The sequence below is a fragment of the Sphingomonas faeni genome (assembly GCF_023195535.1).
Lineage (GTDB): Bacteria > Pseudomonadota > Alphaproteobacteria > Sphingomonadales > Sphingomonadaceae > Sphingomonas > Sphingomonas faeni_B.
In genome coordinates this window covers 77,368-99,538 of record NZ_JALPNF010000001.1, presented here as the reverse complement: position 1 = coordinate 99,538, position 22,171 = coordinate 77,368, and the positions used below count along the sequence as shown (strand labels likewise).

Sequence of the window (22,171 nt, the reverse complement as noted above, 5' to 3'; positions counted from 1 at the left end):
ATATGCCCGTGGCACGCCGGCGCTGAGCGCCAGACGTGCGACATCGCGCGCCCGAACTCGATGAGTTCGAGATATTGATAGATTTTGATTGAACGGCATTTCACTTGCGGAGATGCGTGATCTCTAGATAACGCGAGAACCGTTGATCGAGCAGATCAGATACCGATCCTCGCCGCCGTATTGCAGTGGCAAGCACGGTGCGTGCAACGTATCGTCGGCCCGCTCTGCCCGTTGTCTTAACAACGTCGACAACTAGACAATATTAAAACCCATCATATTCCCAATCACCCCGAACGTCCTTGAGGTTTAATGCGTGAAACTTGTGACGCGCATGTTACGATTTGGCATTAACTTTGCTTTTTGTGGCGAGTGTCGGACGAAGCGCGAACCGCTTGGTCGCCATGCCTGCGCAGATTGCGGCCGTGCCGCTATAGCCGTGCTCGATGGTATCGACCCCGCGGCGATCGCACGACGCATACCTTCGGTGGTCGCAGCATGGACAGCGACTGGCCGGCCCGCGTCGCACGCCGTTGCCACAACCGCCATGATCTCGACGCGGCTGAGCGTCGCACGGCGCACCGCCGCCAGCATCCGGTCGATAGCGGATACCTCCGTCAGCCACCGCATGGTCTTTCGCCAATTCTCGCCTTACGCTGCGCACATGGATAAGCTTCTTCGGCACGCGCGCAATCCGGTGATCCTGCTGGCCCTCCTGACGACGGCGCCAGCGCCGGGTTCCCCACCGATCGAGATGGCACGGTGGCAGGCGCAGGCCGCACGGGTCACGATCGCGCGCGACGACTGGGGCATCCCGCATATTCGTGGAAAATCGGACGCGGATGCGGTGTTCGGGCTGATCTACGCGCAGGCGGAGGACGATTTCGCGCGGATCGAGGCGAATTACCTGACCGCACTCGGGCGTAGCGCCGAAGCGGACGGCGAAGACGCGGTCTGGGCGGACCTTCGCCAGCGGCTGTTCGTCGATCCCGCGGACCTGAAGCGCCAATATGCCGCCAGCCCGGCCTGGTTGCGGACGTTGATGCACGCCTGGGCAGATGGGCTGAACTATTATCTGGCGACGCATCCACAGACCAAACCGAAAGTCCTCGATCGATTCGAGCCCTGGATGGCGCTCAGCTTCACCGAAGGAAGCATCGGCGGGGATATCGAACGCATCTCGCTCAGTGAGTTGAAGACCTTCTACGGCATGCCAACCCCGCCCTCCCCGGAGGAACGCGGCATGGTCCCGCGCGAGCCATCGGGGTCTAACGGCATCGCGATCGCGCCCCGCCTGACTGCGAACGGTCGCGCGCTGCTGCTGATCAATCCGCACACCAGCTTCTATTTCCGCTCCGAGGCACAGATGACGAGCGATGAAGGCCTTAACGCGTATGGCGCGAGCACCTGGGGACAGTTTTTCGTGTACCAAGGCTTCAACGCCAAAGCCGGCTGGATGCACACCTCCGCGACGGTCGACAACATCGACGAGTTCGCCGAGCGGATCGCGCGGACCGGTAATCGCTATGCGTATCGCTACGGCAGCGAAGTCCGCCCGGTCACGACCCGCGCCGTCACGATACGCTATCGCCGAGCCGACGGCACGATGGGTGAACGCGGCTTCACCACCTACGCCACGCATCACGGGCCGATCGTCGCGATCAAGGCCGGGCGCTGGATCGCGACTGCGCTGATGTGGAAACCCGTGCCCGCGCTCGAACAAAGCTATCTGCGGACCAAGGCGACCGATCTCGCAAGCTATATCGCAGTCGCCGAGCGGAAGGCGAATTCGTCGAACGACACGCTGTTCGCCGACGACAAGGGCGAGATCGCATTCCTGATGCCGCAGTTCATGCCGATCCGCAGCGACCGGTTCGACTACACCCGTCCCGTCGACGGCAGCGATCCCGCGACCGACTGGCACGGGCTCCACACGCTCGCCAGCCTGCCGAGCGTCGCCAACCCACGCACCGGCTGGGCGCACAACACCAACGACTGGCCGTGGAGCGCGGCGGGTCCGGACAGCCCCAAGGCGGCGGACTATCCGCGCTACATGGATCAGGTCGGCGGCAATGCGAGGGGCGTCCATGCCGACCTGCTGTTGACCGGCAAACGCGGCTGGACTCCGGACACGCTCCGCGCCGCCGCATTCGATTCCTATCTGCCCGCCTTCGCCCGATTGCTGCCCGGACTGGTCGAGGCCTGGGACGCGCTACCCGCTCGCGATCCTCGGCGGGCGTCGCTCGCAGCGCCAATCGCGGTGCTGAAGCAATGGGATCACCGCTGGAGCTACGACTCGGTCGCGACCAGCCTGGCGGTGTTCTGGGGCGACCAGTTGTGGCGTGAGGTCGGCAGCTTCGCACAGGCCGAGCGGTTGAACGTGCCCGACTACATCGCCGCGCGCGTGTCGCCCGACGCCAAGCTTACCGCGCTGTCCGCCGCGGTCGCCCGCCTGACGCGCGACTTCGGCGACTGGCGCACGCCGTGGCAGCAGATCAACCGCTTCCAACGGCTCGACGACGCGATCCAGCCGCATTTCGACGACGCGCGTGCGTCTATCCCAGTGCCGTTCACCTCGGCACAATGGGGCAGCCTGGCGTCGTTCGGCGCCAAACCCTGGCCGGGGACCAAACGCTATTGCGGCACCAGCGGCAACAGCTTCGTCGCGGTCGTCGAGTTCGGCCCGCGGGTGAAGGCGATGGCGGTGATGGCCGGCGGCCAGAGCGGCGACCCGGCGTCACCGCACTTCGCCGATCAGACCCAGCGTTATGCCGAGGGTAAGCTGCGCCCGGTCTATTTCCATCCCGAAGACCTCAAGGGACACGTCGAGCGCAGCTACCGCCCAGGCGGGTGACGTCGCGGTCACGCGGGGTGCTCGTCAGCCCGGCCCATGGGCACCCGGTATCCACTCTCGCAGAGCGTCGCCGATCAAGAACGATCCTCGTGCGCTTTCTGCTCGCGACAGTGAACGACCGGGTCCACATATGCCTGACGTGATCCCCGCCGCCGCGTCTATGCGGCGAATTCCTCGGGCAGATAGCGATCGGCGACGATCTCGAACCGGTCGCCATCGACCAGCACCTGCGGGCTGAGCGCGCGGCAATTATAGGTCGAGGCCATCGCCGCGCCATAGGCGCCGGTGGCGTGCAGCACGGCGAGGTCGCCGCGACGGACCCGGTCGATGTCGCGCGCAACCGCGAACACGTCGCCGCTTTCACAGACCGGGCCGGCGATCGTCGCGACCATCCGCTCCCCGTCCGGCATGACCGCTTCGAACCGGTGAAAGGCGTCGTACAGCGCCGGCCGCGCCAGGTCGTTCATCGCGGCATCGACGATCACGAACGGATGGTCGGCACCCGGCTTCACCCAGATCACCCGCGTCAGCAGCACGCCGGCAAGCCCTGCGACTACCCGCCCCGGCTCGAACGTGAGTTCGACATCCCAGTCGCGCGTGACCTGCGCGACCATGGCGGCATAGGCGTCGACCGTCGGAACGATGTCGTCGGCGCGGTAGGGGATGCCGAGGCCACCGCCGAGATCGACGCGGCCGACGACATGGCCGCGCGCGCGCAAGTCCGCCACCAGCCGACCGATCCGATCATAGGCCTCCTCCAGCGGCGCGAGATCGCGCAGTTGGCTGCCGATGTGCAAGGCGACCCCGACCAGATCGAGACCCTCGATCCGCGACAGGCGATCGTACATCGCGGGCACGTCGGCGATCGCCACGCCGAACTTGTTGCCGCGCCGCCCCGTCGAGATCTTGACATGCGTGCCGCCATCGACGTCGGGATTGACGCGGAGCACCGCGGTCGCGCGCCTGCCCCGCGCCTGGGCCAGCGCGGCGAGCACCTGCCCCTCCTCCTCCAGTTCGAGGTTGAACTGGCCGACGCCGGCAGCAAGGGCATCCGCGAGTTCGCGGTCGGTCTTGCCGACGCCCGAAAAGACGATGTCCGACGCCGCGATCCCCGCGTCGAGCGCGCGCCGCATCTCGCCGCCCGAGACGATGTCGGCGCCGAACCCGCACCCGGCCAGCAGGTGCAGCACCGCGCGGTTCGGGTTCGCCTTGACGGCAAACGCGACGCGCACGCGTGGCAGGATCGACAGCGCCGACCTGAACCGCTGCGCCGCATCGCGCAGCGCGGCGGCGGAGTAGACATGGACGGGCGTTCCCACCGCCTCGGCGATGACGGGCAGCGGCACGCCCTCGGCGCACAGGACGCCGTCCCGCGGGCTGAAATAGGTCATGAGTGGTCGGTGTCCGGTTATCGGGAATGCGGTGGGTCGGCGCGCCGGCGGGTGCGACGGAGGCGCACGGCGTGGATCGCTTCGGCGGTATGCCCGTGGCCGTGACGTTCGGCCCGCAGCACCACCGCCACGCGCTTGCCGTTGATCATCAGCGTCAGGCCGAGCAGCGCGAACGGAAACACCAGCATCGCCAGCGCCGACCCGTTCATTGCCGTCGCGACCCAACAGGCCCCGGCCGCCATGACCAACCCGACCGTACGCCACGCAATATCGCGCCTGGTCATGCCGCAATGTCCCGATCGTGCGAACCAGCCCGATCGTCGATGACGATCCGCCCGGCCTTGTGCAGCATAAGCCTCGCGTCAGGCTGTCGCTCCTGCGGAAGGTCGTGGCAGATCACGATATCGGCGGGCAGGTCCTGCTCGTCGCGCAAGGCCGTGACCATGTCCGCGACCACGAAGTCCACACCGATCGCCGGGTCGACGACGCGATGCGCGGCGGACCGCGCGCGGCCGATCAACGGCGGCGATCGGTCGATGCCGCGTCCCTCGATCGCCGTAAAGCCGAGCCGCCGCGCCTCCGCCAAGGCCTGCAACAGCAGCGTCCCGACACCACATTGGCCATCGACGATCCGCACCGCGTGTCGGCCATTCGTACGCAATGCCGACAGGGCGGCCGCTATCCGGGGCCAGCGCGGGTCTTGCACGGCGGCCTTTGACGGGTGGCGAGACGGGACCTCGCCGACTGCCGTCCGCAACCCGACGGGAAGAGCATGGACGTTCATCGCAGTCTCCCGATCAAGCGGCACGCGGCAGCGCGTGCTCGTCGCGCCCGACAGGTGCAAAGGACACGAGCGGGGTGAGCGGCGCATCGACGATCTCGACGCTCGCCTGGTAGATATCCCGCTCGGCCTGCGCATAGGCCATCGCGGCGCCGTAGGAGATGAAGCGGCCTTCGAGGTTTCGCCTGCTGTCCTGGACCAGCCAATGGCCTGCGCGATCCTGGCCGACGTAGATGACGAGCCCGGTAGGATCGGGCTCCGATATGGAGTCAGACGACATTTCGCCTCAGTGCCTTTCGTATCACGAGCGTCCTGCCCGCCCCCCGGATGTACGAGGTGCGGCATAGCGCTTCGAGATCGATCCCGGCCGATCGCATAGCGCGCGCATAGCGTTGCACTCGGTTCACCGCGTTCCCGCCACGCAATTCGCTCGTATCTTACGATCGGTTAGCGTTCACAGACCACAATGTTCGACCAGATCGATGAACGGAACGACCCAGTTGCAGACGCTCAGCCTGATCTAAGCGCTTCCTAATTTGCGCCGTTCGTTCATCCACGGCTGACGGGAAGCGGCAACGAGGACACCATACCGTCGAATTTCAAGCGGCCGACCAAAGTGAAGCCGGCGCGCTTTCCCTTGCCGACCGGGGCAGATACGACTGCAGCAACCAAAGGGGACACGATGAGGTTTGAATATGTCGCGGCGACGGTGCTTCTCGCACTTGCTCCAGCAACGGCGTGGGCCCAGCCAAGCGCGGCCGATGCGCAGCTCAAGGCAATCTACGACGCTGAATGGGAATGGCGACAGAAGGAGTTCGCGCAGATTACGGACGGCTTGCGCAGCAAGTCCGACGATCATTTCCCCGCCGTCGCCCCCGCTGACTGGGCGCGCCGGCGCACCTATTGGAGCACAGTTCTCGATCGCATCGCGCGTATTCCCGCGACGCAACTTTCGCCCGAAGAGCGATTGAACGCCGCCGTCCTCGAGGAATCGCTCCGCGGCGAAGTCGCGAACATCGACTTCCGCACCTACGAGGCGCCGCTCAACAGCGATTCCTACTTCTGGGGCCAAGTGAAGCCCTATGCCCCGCTCGAGACCGCCGACGACTATCGCCGCTACATCGGCCGGCTCAAGGACGTGCCGCGCTGGTTCGACCAGAACATCGCCAACATGCGCGCCGGACTGAAGCGCGGCTTCACGCCACCGCGCGTGTCGCTCGCCGGGCGCGATGCGACCATTGCCGCCTTCACCAAGCCGGGCGCCGACAACCCGCTCGCCGAACCGTTCAAGACGATGCCCGATTCGATCCCGGCAAGCCAGCAGGCGACGCTGCGCGCCGAGGGACTGGCTGCGGTCGATGCCGCCGCGGCCCCCGCCTATGCGAAGCTCCTCGTTTTCTACCGCGGCACCTACCTGCCCGGCACGCGCACGACGGTCAGCGCCGCCGCACTGCCCGACGGCGAATCGTTCTACAAAAGCCAGATCCGCGAATACACGACCCTCGATCTCACACCGGAGGCGATCCATCAGATCGGCCTCAAGGAAGTTTCGCGCATCGACGCCGACATGAAGGCGACGATCGCCACCACCGGCTTCAAGGGCAGCTTCGCCGACTTCCTCGCATTCCTGCGCAGCGACCCGCAATTCTACGCCCGAACCCCCGACGAGCTGCTCGGCTTCTCGGCCTATGTGGCGAAGCGGATGGACGGTCGGCTCAAAGACGTCTTCACCACCCTTCCCCGTTACCGCTTCACCATCCAGCCGGTGCCCGACGCGATCGCGCCGGTCTACACCTCGGGTCGCGGTGGGCTCGGCGCATGCCTCATGAATACCTACGACCTGAAGTCGCGCCCGCTCTACAACATCGTTGCACTGACGCTGCACGAATGCGTCCCCGGTCACAGCCATCAAGCCGCAATGGCCTTGGAAGCCCCCAGCCGCCCCGCCTTCCGCCGCCAGACGTACTTCTCGGGCTATGGCGAAGGTTGGGGGCTCTATTCGGAATGGCTCGGCACCAAGCTCGGCATGTACCGCACGCCGTATGAGGAATTCGGTCGCGAAACCTTCGAGATGTGGCGCGCCGCGCGCCTCGTCATCGACACCGGCATCCATTCGATGGGATGGAGCCGGCAGCGGGCGATCGACTACCTCGCCGAGCACACCGCGCTCGCGAAGCTCGACGTCGAGATCGAAGTCGAGCGATACATCAGCTGGCCGGGCCAGGCGCTCGCCTACAAGCTCGGCGAGATGAAGATGCGCGCGCTGCGCGCAAAAGCGGAGGCGGAATTGGGCGACCACTTCGACCAGCGCCGCTTTCACGACGCCCTGCTCAACATGGGCTCAGTCCCCCTGCCCGCGATGGAGACCGAGATGATGACGTGGATCGCGACAGAGAAATCGCGCTGACACGATCCGCTTCGTCCCGGGCGCTCGCCGCGCAAAGTCGCGCGCTATTGCGTTTCGCCCGGGCAGGCGTGCAGCTACAAGATCGGCCATGCCGCCCGGTGGGCGTCCATCCAAGGCGTGCCTGCGACCAAATACTCGATGCGATCATATCGAGTGCAGCAACGGGTGACATCCAGCCGCAGTAATGCTGGATGTCATCGTCTTCGACCGAGCGGCCCCGCAGTCCGGTACCTTTACCGATCGGCTCGGCGACGGTGCGCGCATCGACGCCCTCTTCTGCCGAAGCGTGGTAGAGCGAACACTGCGAGCCAACCGCGGCCTCGATCGTCGGATCGAGCGTCTCCACGCCCACCCTCATGCGCGAGACGTGGACGCCGCCGGGTATTGCGGCCCATTCTGCGGTGAACCCACGCGGGTCGATCTCGACCGAAAGCACGGGATCGTCGCACCGAAGGCTGGACGTGATACACTCCACCAGTCTGGCGAACCGCGACGCGGGCGGCCGCGGGCGCGACGACTTTGACCGCGGTCAACCCGATCCTTGTCCGCGGTCAACGCCCGCGCGGCGACGTGCGCCTAGCCCGACGGCATCGGATTACAGGAGCCGCACCATGACATCGTCGATCAAGAGCCTCGCCATCGGTTCGGCATGTGCCGTCATGACAGCGGCGGCGCCAGCAGTCGCCCAGACCGACGCGATACCGCGCCAGGGCATCGCCGCCGGCGACGTGCTGCTGCGCGTCCGGACGATCCTGGTCGCGCCCAACGAGAAATCGGGCAGCATCCTGCCCACCTTTCCCGGCGAGCATGTCCGCGTCGACGACAGCTTCATGCCCGAGGTCGACATCACCTATATGGCGACCGATCACATCGGCTTCGAGCTGATCGCATCCACCACCAAGCATCACGCCGATGGCCGCACCGGCACGACAGGTTCGATCGGCAAGCTCGCCTCGACCTGGGTATTGCCGCCGACGCTGACCGCGCAATATCACCTGAACCCGACAGGCAAGATCCGGCCCTATGTCGGTGCCGGCGTGAACTACACGATCTTCTGGAACGAGAAGGCGTCCGACGGGCTCGTCGCAGCGGTTGGATCGACCGACGTCCACATGAAGGACAGCTTCGGCTGGGCTGCGCAGGCGGGCGTCGACATCGACATCACGCCGAGAATGTTCCTCAATCTCGACGTCAAATACATCGACATCGACACGACCGCGCGGCTGCGAACGACGGCGGCCGGCACGCAGCGCGTCGCTATCAGCCTCGATCCCCTGGTGTTCGGCGTCGGGCTGGGCATTCGATTGTGAGCGCTCTTCCGGTGGCACGCGAGCGACCGTTCTGGCGACGCTCGCTGCTGTGCACGTGCTTCTACGCGTTCCTCCACGCATCCAGCACCTTCCCTACAAGCCGCGGGTTACCTGGCTGGCGGTGATGAAGACGCGCCACATGGACCATCATTTCCATGACGAGACGGGCAATTTCGGGATCACGAACTTCACCTGGGATCGCGTGTTCAGGACGCTCTATCGCCGCGTCGAACGGCCGGCGAAGAGCCCGACAGTCTTCAATCTCGGCTAGACCGACGCCGTTGCGGCACCGTATCCGTGGGTAGCGCGACGATCACAACAGGATCGGGCGCGACCACGATGTGGCGGTCGCAGAGCGCAACCATCGAAGGTCGATGACTGACCATCACCAGCCCCTGCCCTGTCCTTGCTAGCCGGGCGCACAGCCGTTCGCCGACACAGTGCTCGGTGTCGGCGTCGAGCCCTTCGGTCGGTTCGTCGAGCACCAGCCATGGCGCGCGGACGAGATAGGCCCGCGCCAGCGCCAGCCGCCGTCGTTCACCGCCCGACAGGCGGACGCCGTGCTCGCCGATCCAGCTGTCGAGGCCCTTCAGCAGCGCGGCGATCACGTCGCCCAGCGCGACGTCGGCAAGTGCCGCCCACATCGCCGCATCGTCGGCCAGCGGGTCGCCCAGCGCGAGGTTGTCGCGGATCGTGCCCGCCAACAGCGCGGCGTCCTGCGGTGCCCAGCCAAACGTCGCGCGGCGGACCGCGAGCGGGATACCCGCGATATCCCTACCGTCGATGGCCGCCGTCCCCGGTTTCCCCGCACGCAGGCCGAGAAGCTGTTCGACAAGCGTGGTCTTGCCCGTCCCCGATGCGCCGATTAGCGCGACGCGTGCGCCGGCGGGCACATGCGCGCCGAGCAGGTCGATCGACGGCGCGGCGTCGATCGCGACCGCATCGTCCTCAGCGACGGCGCCGGGCAACAGGTCGTCGAGCCGCGCGGTGGCTTCGCGCATCGCGCTGCGCTGGCCCAGGCTGCGCAACACCGGTCCCGCACCGTCGATCGTCATGACGGCCGCCAGCGCGCACAACGCCGCGATCGGCGCGCCCGCGGGGGCCGCGAGCAGCAGCGTCGCGATTCCCGCCACGCCGAGCATCACCGCCTGGATGAACTCGAAACAGCCCGCGACACCGGCCTGCGCGCGTTGTGCCTTTGCGAGACGCCGGCTGCACGCCTCGACCGCCGCCATCGCTTGCGCCTCGACGCCGTAGCAGCGCAGGTCCGCGGCGGCATCGGCCACCCCGGCAAAGGCGTCCTTCAACGCACCGCCCGCGCGCTGTACCTCGCGCCCCGGTGCTTCGAGGCGTCGGGCGAGCACGGTCGCGAGCGTGAGCAGACCCGCCAAACACAGCAGTAGCGCGACTGCCGGCCGCAACCCTCTCAGGGCACATAGGAGCATGCCGCTCGCGGACGCAGCGATCATGCTGGGCACCGCGGAGAGCCGGACGAACTCCGCCTCGACGACGTTCACGTCCTGGACGATCCGCGCGGTCGCCTCGCCCCGCGTCAACGCCAGCGCGTGCTCCACCGGACCACGTGCGAGACCGAGGAACAGCGCGGGGCGGATGCGCGCCAGCGCGCCGAACGCCGCTTCGTGACTGGCAAGCCGCTCGCCGTAACGCCCGGCGGTGCGGAGGATCGCGAGCAGGCGGATTCCAGCGCTCGGCAGCATGTAGTTGAAACCTTGCGCGGCGATCGTCCCGGCAAGTCCGGCGACCGCGGCGGCGGTGATGAACCAGCCCGACAGCCCGAGCAGCATGACCGAGGCGATCGCGACGATCGCCGCATAACCGCTTGCGCGCCACAGGCCGCGGCGTTGCCGGCGACGCTCATGGGCGATCAGCGTGTCGAACGCGGTCACGCCCGCGCTCCAAGGTCGATCACCACGTCGGCGATCGCGGCCAGCCTCGCGCTGTGCGTGGCGATGATCGTGGTGCGTCCGGTACAGGCGCGCGCAATCGCCGCGATCAAATGCGCTTCGGACGGGGCGTCGAGATGCGCGGTCGGCTCGTCCAGCAATACCACGGGGGCCGGCTTCAGCAGGACACGCGCCAGTGCGATCCGACGCCGTTCCCCGCCGGACAACCCGCTCCCCCGGGCGTCGATCACCGCGCCCAACCCGCCGCGTGCGAGCAGCATGGGTGACAGCCCTGCGATCCGCGCCACCTCGGCGATCCGCTCGACCGATGCGCTGGGGTCGGCGAGCGCGATGTTCGAGCCAATCGTTCCGGGCAGGATCAGCGGCGACTGTCCCATCCACGCGGCGATCGGCGCAAGGCTGCCGATCTCGGCGAGGTCATGGTCGCCGATCGATATCCGTCCCCCGGACAAGGGCGCTAGGCCCAGGAGAAGGTGCAGCAGACTGCTCTTGCCGCTGCCCGACGGGCCGACCAGCGCGACAATCGTGCCGGCCCGGACCTCAAGCGAGACGTCAGACACCGCGGCGCGGTCCTGCCCGTCATAGCGGATCGAGACGGACTCGAAGCGGATCGCCGGCGCGGCACTCGACCAGACGGGTGCGACCGGGAGCGGTGCGACCCTGGCCTTCTCGACCGCCGCCAATCGCTCCGCCGCGGTCTCCGCTGCCTGTCGGTCGTGGTACGCCGCCGCCAGCCGCCGCATCGGTGCGTAGAATTCGGGGGCGAGCGCGAGCACGAAGAACGCGCGGCCGAGGTCGAGCTTTTCCGGCACCGGAAACGGGAGCAAGCCCAGCAAATTGAACCCGGCATAGACGGCAACCAGCGCGACCGACAGCGCGGCGAAGAACTCCAGCGCGCCGGACGACAGGAACGCGACGCGCAACACGCGCATCGTCCGCCGCGCCAGATCCTCCGCAGCATCGCCGAGCGCAGCCGCCTCGCGCTCCTCTGCACGAAAGGCGAGCACGACCGGCAGCGCGCCGATCCGGTCCGCGAACAGACCCGACAGCCGAGCGAGCGCGAGGAACTGGCGGCGGGACTCGTCCGCCGCAGCCCCGCCCGCGAGGATCATTGCCGCGAGGAAGGGAAAGACCGTCGCCACCAGGATCGCCACCGCGATCGGGCTGGCGATCGCGGTGGCGGCGAGCACGATCAGGGGTGCGATCGACGCCGCCATTCGCGCGGGCAGGAAGCGCGACACATAGCCGTCCATCGCATCGACCTCGTCCACCGCCGCGCTCATCAGCGTGCCCGTCGTCGCGTCCGATCCGGGCGCGCGGTGGAGTGCCGCATCGACGATCCGCTGCCGCAACTGCGTCTTCGCCCGGTACGCGCCGCTCGCGCCAACACGCGCCGCCAGCATCGCGCACGCACCGCGTCCGACTGCCGATGCGCCCGCCAGCAGGGCCCAGGGCAGCATGGCGTCGACGCCCTGAGGAACCGCAACCACGCCGCCGGCCAGGCCGGCCGCAAAGCCGATCGCCGCGACGGTGTCGAGCAGAAGCAGGCTGGTGGAAAGCCGCACCCCGCCGCCGTCCGCGACGACCCCCTTCAGATAGGCGCGCGATGCCAGTGTCCGGTCTTTGGCGATGCTGTTCATGCCGATCGCATGCAGGGCCGAAACCGCGCGCGTCTTTGACCGCGGTCAATGTTCGCGCCGCCGCCCGCAGCTAGCCCGGCACCCAGACAGGGCCGTCGACGGCACTGTGGGGAGCTTAATCATGGACCTTGGGGTCATCGATCTGTCGCGGCTGCAATTCGCGCTGACCGCCCTGTACCATTTCCTGTTCGTACCGCTGACGCTCGGGCTGTCGATGATGCTGGTCATCATGGAGGCCGTGTACGTGATGACGAACCGGCCGATCTGGCGCGTGATCACGCGGTTCTGGGGGCGGATCTTCGCGATCAATTTCGTTCTGGGCGTCGCCACCGGGCTGACGATGGAGTTCCAGTTCGGCACGAACTGGTCGTATTTCTCGCATTATGTCGGCGACATCTTCGGTGCGCCGCTCGCGATCGAGGGGCTGATGGCGTTTTTCCTCGAGGCGACGTTCGTCGGGCTGATGTTCTTCGGCTGGGACCGCCTGTCGAAGCTCGGCCACCTGATCGTCACCTTCATGGTCGCGCTCGGCACCAATTTGTCGGCACTGTGGATTCTGGTCGCGAACGGCTGGATGCAGAACCCGACCGGCGCCGAGTTCAACACCGACACGATGCGGATGGAGGTCAGCGACTTCGGCGCGGTGCTGTTCAACCCGATCGCGCAGGCCAAGTTCGTCCACACCGTCAGCGCCGGTTATGTCTGCGCCGCGGTGGTGGTGCTCGGCATCTCCGCCTTCTGGCTGCTGAAGGGGCGCTACACCGCGGTCGCGCGCCGTTCGATGACGGTCGCCGCGGCGTTCGGGCTCGCCGGGTCGCTGTCGGTCGTCGTGCTCGGCGACGAGAGCGGGTACGCGCTGACCGACAACCAGAAGATGAAGCTCGCGGCAATCGAGGCTGCGTGGCACACCGCGCCTGCCCCCGCCGGGCTGACACTGTTCGGCCTGCCCGACGTCGCCGCGCGCGAGACGCGGTATGAGGTACAGATCCCCTGGGTGCTCGGCCTGATCGCGACGCGCAGCCTCGACAAGGAGGTGACGGGGATGTCCGAACTGGTGCTGAAGGCGCAGGAGCGGATTACATCAGGCGTAATCGCCTATGACGCGGTCGAGCATCTAAAGGTCGATCGAACCGACGTCCCGCAGCGGGCACGGTTCGAGGCGCACAAGCGCGATATGGGTTATGCGCTGTTGCTGAAACGCCATGTCGCCGATCCGCGCATGGCGAGCCCGCAACTGATCGCCGCGACCGCATGGGACGTGGTGCCGAACGTCCCGCTGATGTTCTGGAGCTTCCGGATCATGGCTTTCATCGGCTTCTTCATGATCGCGCTGTTCGGCACCGCGTTCGTGCTGACCTCGCTCCGGATGCACACCCAGACGCGCTGGTTCCTGAAGCTCGCCGTCATCGCCCTCCCGCTGCCATGGATTGCGATCGAGCTAGGCTGGATGCTCGCCGAGATCGGTCGCCAGCCCTGGGCGATCGAGGGCGTGTTGCCGACGTTCCTGGCCGCCTCGTCGCTGACCCGCGGGGTGCTGTGGACGACGATCATCGGCTTCACCGCGATCTACGGCACGCTGGCGGTGATCGAGGTGCGGCTGATCCTCGCGACGATCCGAAAAGGGCCGTTCGAGCATGACGAGGATCCGCAGCCGGTTGCGGGCCCGATCCTCGAAACACCGACCCCACCCCTTCCCTTGGCCGCCTGACAGGAGACACGACGATGTTCGAGTATGAAACGCTGCGTCTGATCTGGTGGGCGCTGATGGGAATCCTGCTGATCGGGTTCGCGCTGACCGACGGCTTCGATCTCGGCGTCGCGGCGCTGCTCCCGTTCGTGGGGCGCACCGATGCCGAACGGCGCATGGTGATCAATGCGATCGGCCCGACCTGGGAGGGCAACCAAGTGTGGTTCATCCTCGCAGGCGGCGCGATCTTCGCGGCGTGGCCATTCGTCTACGCGATCAGCTTTTCGGGCTTCTACCTCGCGATGTTCCTCGTCCTGGCGGCGCTGATCCTGCGGCCGGTGGGGTTCAAATACCGCTCGAAGCGGCCGGACCCCGCCTGGCGCTCGCGCTGGGACTGGGCGCTGTTCGTCGGCGGATTCGTGCCGGCGCTCGTGTTCGGCGTGGCGGTCGGCAACGTCCTATCGGGCGCGCCGTTCCGTCTCGACAGCGATCTGCGCGCATTCTTCGACGGCGGTTTTCTCGGGCTGTTCACGCCGTTCACGTTGCTGTGCGGCCTGTTGTCGGTCGCGATGCTCGTGCTCCACGGCAGCGCGTGGCTGGCGATCAAGATCGAGCACGGCCCGGTCCACGACCGCGCGCGCAAGTTCGGCACGGTCGCTGGACTCGCCTCGCTCGCGCTATTCGCGATCGGCTGGGGGTTCGTCGCGTATGGCGACATCGGCTACCGGATCGTCGGCGCGATCGATCCCTCGGGCCCGTCCAATCCGTTGCGCACCACCAGCGAACTCGCCCGCGGCGGCTGGCTCGCCAATTACGCCCTGTATCCGTGGATGATGATCGCTCCCGCACTGGGGTTCGGCGGCGCGGCGCTCGCGCTGTTCGGGATCCGGCGCGGATCGGAAGGCGCGGCGTTCGCGGGGTCGTCGGCCTCCGCGCTTGGCATCATCGCGACCGTCGGACTGTCGATGTTCCCCTTCATACTGCCGTCCAGCATCGACTCGCATTCCAGCCTGACCGTCTGGAACGCGTCGTCGAGCGCCAAGACGCTCGGCATCATGCTGTTCGTCACCGTGGTGCTGCTGCCGATCGTCGTCGCGTACACCGCCTGGGCGTACAAGGTGATGTTCGGCCGCGTGACGACGCGGGAGGTCGCGACCAACCCCGATTTCTACTGATCCCCGATCACTAAGGACATCTGATCATGTGGTATTTCACCTGGGTACTCGGCCTCGGCCTCGCGGTCGGCTTCGGCATCCTCAACGGCATCTGGCACGAGTTCCATTTGCCGATCGAAGACGACGCCGACGCGCAAGCAAACTCATAACCGTCTCGTAAATAATTCGCGCGGATATCGTGCGCTTTCATACTATACTCGATCAATGGCTCACCACGACATCTGTGCGGATTGCGCGGTCCGCGACAAGGCGCTGTGCAGCAGCCTCAGCGATGTCGAGCTGGGCGCGCTGAATACACTTGGCCGTCGCCGCAAGATCGCGCGCGGCCAGACGCTGATCTGGGCGGGCGACGAGAGCATCATCTGCGCGAACCTGTTGTCGGGCGTGCTCAAGCTGGTGGCGGCGACGCCCGACGGCCGCGAACAGATCGTCGGGCTGCTGTATCCCGCCGATTTCGTCGGCCAGCCCTATGCCGGCCACGCCGATTTCACGATCACCGCATTGACCGAGTCCGAACTGTGCATCTTCCCGCGCGACGCCTTCGAACGCGTACTGGACGATCACGCGCGGATGGAGCGGTTGTTGTTGCAGCGGACGCTGGCCGCGCTCGGCGTCGCCCGGACGCGGATTCTGTCGCTCGCACGACAGTCCGCGCAGGAGAAGATCGCCGGCTTTCTGCTCGACATGGCCACGCGCGCCACCGCGACCGGATGTCGCGCAACGCCGAATGGGCCGATGACGTTCGACCTGCCCCTCACGCGCGGACAGATCGCCGACGTGCTCGGGCTGACGATCGAGACGGTCAGCCGCCAGATGACCCGGCTCAAGACGGCAGGCGTGATCGCACTGCCCGGCGGTCGCGCGATCACCATCTCCGACCCGGATGCGCTGCAGGGGCGCGCCGAGGCGGCCTAAACCACGCCGCGCTCGCAAAGTCCGCTTACGAGCATCTCGCGCGCGCCACGCGTAAGCCGCCCCGCGCCAAGCGTCAGGATCGCGAGCTGGGTAAAGTCCATCGCCTGCCGGGCCCCGTCGAATAAACTCCGCAACATATAGCCGAACGCTTCCGCGCACGGCGTCGCGACGCCGGAAAAGGCGGCAAGTATATTGTCCGCCTGAAACGCATTACTCACATGATGCGCGCGAATCCGCCCCACCACCGCGGCGGTGAGCGGATCGCCAAGACCCTGCGAGAACAGTGCATCGATCACCGCATTTTCATCGCGCGGATGCCTGACGACGACGGCACGCAAGTCATGACAGACCGCGTCGACCTCGGGATCGGGCAACCAACCGGGCAACGCATCGGCGCATGCCTCCAGCCGATCGCACACGTCGCGAAGCCGTGCATGGGCGGCGATCAACCGCGCCAGATCGAGTTCGTGGATGACATGCCAGCGCCCGGCAAACGGCACGACGCGCGCGGCAAACTCGTCATGCTCGATCATCGCGGCTCCCCATGAGCCTAGGTCGCATGCGCTTTGGCGCGCGACATTGACCGCGGTCAATCAGGCGACGCGATCTGCTTCTCCCTCGCGCGGGCCGGTCGCGGAGCTTCGCCAATCATCAGCGATACCCTGCGGCTCCACTGTCAAGGATTCTTGCTCTCGAAAGCCAAGTGGCCAGGTCTGTCGAGAAGTCCTCTTCATACGCTGACCGGATAGCCCGAACGGCCGTATCAGTAGCGGATGTTCGCGGCTGCCATTCCGCATCCCGCAACCAGCCGGTCGTTCACGTGTCTAATGCATCATAATTTTCGGTTGAACGGTCGGTGTCCTCGACACACCTCGCCGTAAGCGGACCGGATTGGTGGCAGCCCGCAAAAAGCGCAGCGATCGGTCGTGACGTTGTGCGCGCCGTACGCTAGCTCCAGCCGCGTGGACGTGCACGACTCTGTCAGCCGGGAAGGCATCTGTCAGGACGCGATCGTCGATGCCGCCATCGACATCATCGTTCGCACCGGTTTTGCCGGATTGACGTTGCGCCCGCTCGCGACGAGCCTCGGGGTCAGCGTCGCTGCGATCTCGGCGCGGATGGGCACCAAAGACCAATTGATCGACCGTATCGTCGATGATGCCGCGCAACGCGACCAGCTTTTCTTCGACCGATGGTCGGACCTGGCCGCACAGATAACGCCGGGCGACAATGCCGTGCGCGCCGCACTCGCGGATCTGGCGTTCCGGGACTGGATGACCGCAGGGCGGCAGCAGGCGATCTTCCTGATCGAGCTCGTCCATCATCGCGCGTTGCAGCAGGCCCCGTCGCGCATGCTCGATCGGTGGCTCACGCGAGCCGGCACGTTCTGGTCGACCCTGGTGTTCGGCTCCCCGACGCTCGCCGACCTCGCACTGGGCTATGTCCTCGACGAGGCAGGGTTTGCGCTCGGCGCAGGCGAAGACCCCGCCTACGTGTCGTTGCGCGTGCTGTGCCTGCAACGGTTCGCCGACGGGCTCCGGCCGCGCGGCGGCGCGCGCGGCTCGGCCATCGAACGGCTGATCGCGCTGCTCGAACCGGACGATCTTCCCATCGCGATGCCCGACGATCCGAAACGCCAACGCATCGCCGACAGCGCCGCGCGGATCATCGTCTCGCGCGGCATGGACGCGGTCACCCACCGCTCGGTGGCACTGGCAGCGGCGGTGCCGGCATCGACCGTGGTCTATCATTTCGGGGGCCGAGCGGCGTTGGTCGTGGCGGGGCTCCATGCGGTGATCGCTCGTTTCCACGGCACACGCGACCGCGCACGTGCCGACAGGACCGCGCCGGGTGACGATGCGGAGGCGCGCGATCTCGTCAAGGCGACGTCGATGATCGCGCTGGCCAGTGTGCGTGAGCCGAGCCTGCGGCCCTATGCGCTCGACATGCGCCGACGGCGCGGCGAGAATATCCGCGCCGCCGATCTGGTAACGCTGGGGTTCGGTTCGCGCGCGGATGCGGGGTTCGATCGCGCGACCGCACAGGTCATCTCGATCGCGCTGTTCGGCATGCGGATGGTCGCGATGAGCCGCAACCTCCCGGAAGATACGTGTTATCGTAGCGCGTTCGCGGCGCTCGATGCCTGGAACGACGAACGCGCCGACTGACCGCCGTGCTCTCGCGCCGCTGTCATCGAACGGGAACATTTTCCGCCTAAGCGGCGGCGTGGACCGCGGCATAACCAAACGGAGTGCGCCATCAGCCGGCCAGATGTTGGCGCTATCGATGCCTACCTGGGTTTTCGCTGGCTATGACCTCGCGCGACGCACCTTCCTCGCGGCCTATCTCTCCTATGATCTGGGTTTGCCGATCGCGGTGGTCGGCTGGCTCGTGATCCTCGCAGGTCTTGCCGCAATCCCGGCGGAGATGATCGCCGGCGCGCTGTGCGATCGCGGACCGGGGCGGTTCGGGCCGCGCGTATCGTGGATGCTGTGCGGCACCGCGTTGCTCGTCGCCGGCGGTGTGACGATGCTGTGTCTCGATCGAGCGAGCAGCCTTTCGCTTGTCGCTCTCGCCTTGGTCGCGCTGGTCGTCGGCTGGGCGATCTGCAACGTGACTCACGGCGCGTGGGCGCTGGAGGCGACGCGGGACGGTGCCGGCCGCGCCCGCGTGTTCGGCCTGCGGTCGCTTGCAGGAATTCTCGGCACGGTGGCGTTTTCCTCGATCGGCGCGCTACACATCGGCCACTGGTCCCCGTTCGCGGCGATCCTGCTGGTGGTGTCGGTCGGCGCCCCGCTGGCCCATGCCGGCCTGATCCTGTTCGTCCCCGACCGCGCGCCGCTGGCAAGGGCGCGGCACCACGACACGCTGTTGGAACCGGTACGCCTGCTGTTCGCCGATCGCGAGAATAGCCGGCTCGCTGCGCTGTTCGCGCTCAACGGCGCGCATACCGCCGTCACCGGCACCGCCTATCTCTACCTCGTCGGCACCGCGCTTGCGCTCCCGGGTTGGGGACCGACCGGCGTCCTGGTCCAGTCGGCCTGCGCCGCGATCGGCATCGCCGCGGCGATCGCCTGTGGAACACGCGTGCCGCCGGCGCGGACACTGCAAGCCGTATTCTGGGTCAACCTGCTGCTCGCCCTCGCGCTGATCGCGCTTCCCGCCGGACGGCCGGCGGCGCTGATGCTCTGGACCGCATCGTTCGGGCTGGTATCCGCCGTCGACTTCATGGCGTTGCGGCTCTTGCTCGGCGAGCGGCTCGATCTCGCGGCGCGCTCCGGCGATATGAATGCGCGCGCCGCGGCGCATTATGCCGGCTTCCACCTGCCCTTCAATCTGTGCGGCGCACTTGCGACGGGATTGTTGTTCGCAGGCTATCGGCTGTTCGGATTCGATCCGGCGACGTCACAAGGCGCTGAACACCCGTATTTATCGGTGCAGCTCATGCCAGCCCTGTGTGCGGTGCTGCTGATGATGGCCTCGATCCGGATAGTCAGGACCCGCAGCACAACGACGCCAAATACCCCCTCGGGCAAATCGCTACCAACCGGATCGAAATTGATAGCCGCTGAACAACTGTAATTCTCCTGTCACGGACTGCTCCTACAGGACCGCCATGCCTGCCGTTGGATCGACGGCAATTGGGGAACTGCAGTGAACATCCAGAAACTCGTACATCTGATGACGGGAACGGCCTTGCTGCTTGGCGGCCTGGTAGCTGAACACGCGTATGCGCAGGTTGCTCCCCAATCGGGCGAGCCCATCGCGCAGGCGGCAGACGCGGCCAAGGACAGCGAGGGCCTGACCGACATCGTCGTCACCGCGCAGCGCCGTCTGGAAAAGGCGCAGTCGGTGCCGATCTCGATCACCTCGGTCAGCGGCGAGCAGTTCGCCAAGACCGGCTATATCGGCCTCACCGACCTGCAATATGTCGTCCCCGGCGTGCAGTATAACCCGACCCAGGGCGCCGCCTTCCAGATTCGCGGCGTCGGCAGCTCGTCGTTCGATCTCTCCAACGCCAAGTCGGTCAACGTCGTCGTCGATGACGTGGTCATGGACAACCAGCGCGACAATGGGCTGATCGGACTGGTCGACGTGGCGCGCGTCGACGTGCTGATGGGGCCGCAGGGTACGCTGTTCGGCAAGAACTCGACCTCTGGTGTGATCTCGCTGACCACCAACAACCCGGTGATCGGCCAGAGCTCGGGCAATTTCTACGGCAGTTATGGCGAGCGCAACGACCGCATCGTCAACGGGACGGTCAACGTGCCGATCAGCGATACCGCCGCGCTGCGCGTATCGGCGTTCGAGCAGGGCCAGGACGGCGTCGGTCGCTATGTGACGCTCAACCGCAATCTCAACCGCGTCGACGAATACGGCGTCCGCGCAAAGCTGCTCTACCGGCCGCTCGACAACCTCGAATTCGTCCTCGCGGGCGAATACACCCGCCATTACGACACGTCGGTCCGCACGCCCGTCGGCGGCCCCGCCGGATCGGTCTTCGCGCCCTCCGCCGAGATCACCGCGCAGATGGCCGCGCTCGGCGTGGTGGCGAGCGAGAAGAACACCGATTCTCTCGACAGCTATCTCGGCTCGATCGGTATGACCAACAAGGGTGGCTCGCTCCACGCCAATTACGATCTCGGCGCCGTCACGCTGACCTCGATCACCGCCTACCGTGAGACGGTGTACGACAACGACACCCCCGCCGATCTGCTGCCGGTCGACGTCAACGCGTATCTGCCGTTCAACATGGGCCGGTTGCGCTCGAACAAGTTCAGCGAGGAGGTCCATGTCGCCTCGTCGACCGGGCATTTCTTCGAGTATCTGGTCGGCGCGTTCTACAACCGACTGAACGCCACGCAGACGCAGCTGCAATGGGGCCCGCTCGGCGCGCCGGTTTACGATGCGAACGGCGTCGGCCGCCCCACCCTGTCCGCAAACACCGGCGCGAACGATCCGGTGACCGGCAAGCTGCTCGGCAACACCGCGCGGTTCAAATCGTACAACGAGACCGCCGCGGTGTTCGGCCAGACCAAGTTCACCTTCAGCCCGCAGCTCAGCCTGACGCTCGGCGGGCGCTATAATTACGACTGGAACGGTCAGTCGATCGGCTATTTCGACACCGATCCCGTACCGATCACCGGCTATTTTCCAACCTTCACCGCGGCCAGCGCGGCGCCGACCGAAGACTTTCGCAATGGCTCGAAGAATGGCGGCAAGCTCACCTATCGGATCGCGCCGCAGTTCACGATCAGCCCCGACGTGATGCTGTATGCGACCTATTCGACCGGCTACAAGCCGGGCGGCATCGCCTTCGTCGGCAACAAGTACAACCCGTACAACTCGGAGACGGTGAAAAGCTGGGAGGCGGGCATCAAGTCCGAATTCCTCAACCGTCGCGTGCGGCTCAACTTCGACGTCTACTCGTCGAACTACACCGATTTCCAGGCGACGATCCTGACCCCGGTGACCACCGGTATCGGCGGCTTCATCCTCGCCTCGGCGATCGGCAACGCCCCCGGCCTTCGCTCGCGCGGGTTCGAGGCTTCGCTGGCCGTGAAGCCGGTGCGCGACTTCTCGTTCGGCGGCGCGGTGACCTTCAACGACTCCAAGTTCACCGATTACGTCGCCAGCCCGACCGCTAACTACACCGGCACGCGTCTGACCAACGCGCCGCGCTGGTCGTTCACGATCAACGGCGACTATGACACCGAAATCTCGTCCGATCTCAAGGTGAAGGCGCATATCGACTATGCGTATCGCAGCAGCACGCAGACCGTCACTGGCGCGCTGCTCGGCGACTGGCTCGCCGCACCGGTCAAGAACGCCGACGGTACCACCACGCCGAACGCGAGCTATTCGTTCATCCCCGCCTACGGCCTGGTCAACACGCGCCTGAGCGTCGCCAAGATCAACGACTCGGTCGAAGTCGGCGTCTACGCGCGCAACCTGTTCAACACGTATTTCTCGACCGGCTACCAGATCTACGGGACGCTCGGCCTGCTCCATTACAGCACCCCGGCCGCGTATCGGACGCTCGGTGCTTACGTGAAATTCGGTTTCTGACGATACCGATCAGAGGGATA

General features: G+C 66.4%; 17 protein-coding genes and 1 pseudogene. 11 read left to right on the top strand and 7 right to left on the bottom strand.

The genetic code is table 11. The features are described from left to right. The first annotated feature begins 661 nt into the window (after positions 1 to 661). Positions 662 to 2,851 carry a penicillin acylase family protein gene (locus SPHN_RS00445; RefSeq protein WP_248520519.1) on the top strand — a complete coding sequence of 730 codons (2,190 nt, stop codon included), beginning with the start codon at positions 662 to 664 and terminating at the stop codon, positions 2,849 to 2,851. Positions 2,852 to 3,009: 158 nt separating this feature from the next. On the opposite strand, the gene lysA is transcribed toward SPHN_RS00445, so the two are convergent. Genes lysA through SPHN_RS00425 form a run of 4 tightly spaced genes read right to left on the bottom strand, consistent with a single transcriptional unit; the run spans position 3,010 to position 5,303 of the window. Beyond that, positions 3,010 to 4,242, bottom strand: a complete 1,233-nt coding sequence (lysA, locus tag SPHN_RS00440) for a diaminopimelate decarboxylase (protein WP_248520517.1) — start codon at positions 4,240 to 4,242, stop codon at positions 3,010 to 3,012. A gap of 17 nt (positions 4,243 to 4,259) precedes the next feature. Beyond that, complete coding sequence (locus SPHN_RS00435; protein ID WP_248520515.1) at positions 4,260 to 4,526, bottom strand: hypothetical protein; 267 nt, start codon at positions 4,524 to 4,526, stop codon at positions 4,260 to 4,262. After that, positions 4,523 to 5,026: a class I SAM-dependent methyltransferase gene (locus tag SPHN_RS00430; protein WP_248520513.1), complete on the bottom strand. Its 504-nt coding sequence runs from the start codon at positions 5,024 to 5,026 to the stop codon at positions 4,523 to 4,525. Before SPHN_RS00430 ends, SPHN_RS00435 begins: the two co-directional genes overlap by 4 nt. Before the next feature lie 13 nt (positions 5,027 to 5,039). Then, complete coding sequence (locus SPHN_RS00425; RefSeq protein WP_248520512.1) at positions 5,040 to 5,303, bottom strand: hypothetical protein; 264 nt, start codon at positions 5,301 to 5,303, stop codon at positions 5,040 to 5,042. A gap of 402 nt (positions 5,304 to 5,705) precedes the next feature. Between SPHN_RS00425 and SPHN_RS00420 the strand changes: the two genes are divergently transcribed. The 3 genes and pseudogenes from SPHN_RS00420 to SPHN_RS00410 form a co-directional block, all read left to right on the top strand. Beyond that, entirely contained in the window at positions 5,706 to 7,430 is a 1,725-nt protein-coding gene (locus SPHN_RS00420; protein ID WP_248520510.1) for a DUF885 domain-containing protein, read from the top strand. A 611-nt stretch (positions 7,431 to 8,041) separates the two neighbouring features. Then, on the top strand, positions 8,042 to 8,740 hold the full coding sequence (locus SPHN_RS00415) for an OmpW/AlkL family protein (protein WP_248520508.1): 699 nt from the start codon (positions 8,042 to 8,044) through the stop codon (positions 8,738 to 8,740). 44 nt (positions 8,741 to 8,784) lie between these two features. Continuing rightward, positions 8,785 to 9,008: pseudogene (locus SPHN_RS00410) on the top strand (sterol desaturase family protein); the annotation flags it as partial. On the opposite strand, the gene SPHN_RS00405 reads toward SPHN_RS00410, so the two are convergent. Together SPHN_RS00405 and cydD are read right to left on the bottom strand one after the other, a co-directional pair. Then, positions 8,998 to 10,647 (bottom strand): amino acid ABC transporter ATP-binding/permease protein, encoded by a 1,650-nt coding sequence (locus tag SPHN_RS00405; protein ID WP_248520506.1) that lies wholly within the window; start codon positions 10,645 to 10,647, stop codon positions 8,998 to 9,000. The pseudogene SPHN_RS00410 and the gene SPHN_RS00405 overlap by 11 nt on opposite strands. Next, positions 10,644 to 12,305 (bottom strand): thiol reductant ABC exporter subunit CydD, encoded by a 1,662-nt coding sequence (gene cydD / locus SPHN_RS00400; protein WP_248520505.1) that lies wholly within the window; start codon positions 12,303 to 12,305, stop codon positions 10,644 to 10,646. The genes SPHN_RS00405 and cydD overlap by 4 nt, the downstream gene beginning before the upstream one ends. Before the next feature lie 121 nt (positions 12,306 to 12,426). On the opposite strand from cydD, the gene SPHN_RS00395 reads away from it, so the two are divergent. Genes SPHN_RS00395 through SPHN_RS00380 form a run of 4 tightly spaced genes read left to right on the top strand, consistent with a single transcriptional unit; the run spans position 12,427 to position 16,082 of the window. Then, on the top strand, positions 12,427 to 14,013 hold the full coding sequence (locus SPHN_RS00395) for a cytochrome ubiquinol oxidase subunit I (RefSeq protein WP_248520503.1): 1,587 nt from the start codon (positions 12,427 to 12,429) through the stop codon (positions 14,011 to 14,013). Between the two features lie 14 nt (positions 14,014 to 14,027). Beyond that, positions 14,028 to 15,167, top strand: a complete 1,140-nt coding sequence (gene cydB, locus SPHN_RS00390) for a cytochrome d ubiquinol oxidase subunit II (protein ID WP_248520501.1) — start codon at positions 14,028 to 14,030, stop codon at positions 15,165 to 15,167. A gap of 26 nt (positions 15,168 to 15,193) precedes the next feature. Next, a complete protein-coding gene (cydX, locus tag SPHN_RS00385) occupies positions 15,194 to 15,316 on the top strand; it encodes a cytochrome bd-I oxidase subunit CydX (RefSeq protein ID WP_248520499.1) in 123 nt (40 codons plus the stop codon). Positions 15,317 to 15,371: 55 nt separating this feature from the next. Continuing rightward, positions 15,372 to 16,082, top strand: coding sequence for a Crp/Fnr family transcriptional regulator (locus tag SPHN_RS00380; protein ID WP_248520498.1), 711 nt, complete (start codon positions 15,372 to 15,374; stop codon positions 16,080 to 16,082). Here SPHN_RS00380 and SPHN_RS00375 read toward each other — a convergent pair. Then, positions 16,079 to 16,615, bottom strand: a complete 537-nt coding sequence (locus SPHN_RS00375) for a hemerythrin domain-containing protein (protein ID WP_248520497.1) — start codon at positions 16,613 to 16,615, stop codon at positions 16,079 to 16,081. The genes SPHN_RS00380 and SPHN_RS00375 overlap by 4 nt on opposite strands. Before the next feature lie 435 nt (positions 16,616 to 17,050). Here SPHN_RS00375 and SPHN_RS00370 point away from each other — a divergent pair, with 435 nt between their 5' ends. From SPHN_RS00370 to SPHN_RS00360, 3 genes are all read left to right on the top strand, one after another. After that, entirely contained in the window at positions 17,051 to 18,250 is a 1,200-nt protein-coding gene (locus SPHN_RS00370) for a TetR family transcriptional regulator (protein ID WP_248520496.1), read from the top strand. A 118-nt stretch (positions 18,251 to 18,368) separates the two neighbouring features. Further along, positions 18,369 to 19,664 carry an MFS transporter gene (locus SPHN_RS00365; RefSeq protein WP_248520495.1) on the top strand — a complete coding sequence of 432 codons (1,296 nt, stop codon included), beginning with the start codon at positions 18,369 to 18,371 and terminating at the stop codon, positions 19,662 to 19,664. Positions 19,665 to 19,736: 72 nt separating this feature from the next. Beyond that, on the top strand, positions 19,737 to 22,151 hold the full coding sequence (locus SPHN_RS00360) for a TonB-dependent receptor (protein WP_248520494.1): 2,415 nt from the start codon (positions 19,737 to 19,739) through the stop codon (positions 22,149 to 22,151). Positions 22,152 to 22,171 lie beyond the last annotated feature (20 nt).

Coding starts and splice junctions, on each gene's coding strand:
- lysA (WP_248520517.1), bottom strand. CDS start 4,242: ATGACCTATTTCAGCCCGCGGGACGGCGTCCTGTGCGCCGAGGGCGTG.
- SPHN_RS00380 (WP_248520498.1), top strand. CDS start 15,372: ATGGCTCACCACGACATCTGTGCGGATTGCGCGGTCCGCGACAAGGCG.
- cydD (WP_248520505.1), bottom strand. CDS start 12,305: ATGAACAGCATCGCCAAAGACCGGACACTGGCATCGCGCGCCTATCTG.
- SPHN_RS00415 (WP_248520508.1), top strand. CDS start 8,042: ATGACATCGTCGATCAAGAGCCTCGCCATCGGTTCGGCATGTGCCGTC.
- SPHN_RS00365 (WP_248520495.1), top strand. CDS start 18,369: ATGCCTACCTGGGTTTTCGCTGGCTATGACCTCGCGCGACGCACCTTC.
- SPHN_RS00375 (WP_248520497.1), bottom strand. CDS start 16,615: ATGATCGAGCATGACGAGTTTGCCGCGCGCGTCGTGCCGTTTGCCGGG.
- SPHN_RS00420 (WP_248520510.1), top strand. CDS start 5,706: ATGAGGTTTGAATATGTCGCGGCGACGGTGCTTCTCGCACTTGCTCCA.
- SPHN_RS00435 (WP_248520515.1), bottom strand. CDS start 4,526: ATGACCAGGCGCGATATTGCGTGGCGTACGGTCGGGTTGGTCATGGCG.
- SPHN_RS00445 (WP_248520519.1), top strand. CDS start 662: ATGGATAAGCTTCTTCGGCACGCGCGCAATCCGGTGATCCTGCTGGCC.
- cydB (WP_248520501.1), top strand. CDS start 14,028: ATGTTCGAGTATGAAACGCTGCGTCTGATCTGGTGGGCGCTGATGGGA.
- SPHN_RS00425 (WP_248520512.1), bottom strand. CDS start 5,303: ATGTCGTCTGACTCCATATCGGAGCCCGATCCTACCGGGCTCGTCATC.
- SPHN_RS00430 (WP_248520513.1), bottom strand. CDS start 5,026: ATGAACGTCCATGCTCTTCCCGTCGGGTTGCGGACGGCAGTCGGCGAG.
- cydX (WP_248520499.1), top strand. CDS start 15,194: ATGTGGTATTTCACCTGGGTACTCGGCCTCGGCCTCGCGGTCGGCTTC.
- SPHN_RS00395 (WP_248520503.1), top strand. CDS start 12,427: ATGGACCTTGGGGTCATCGATCTGTCGCGGCTGCAATTCGCGCTGACC.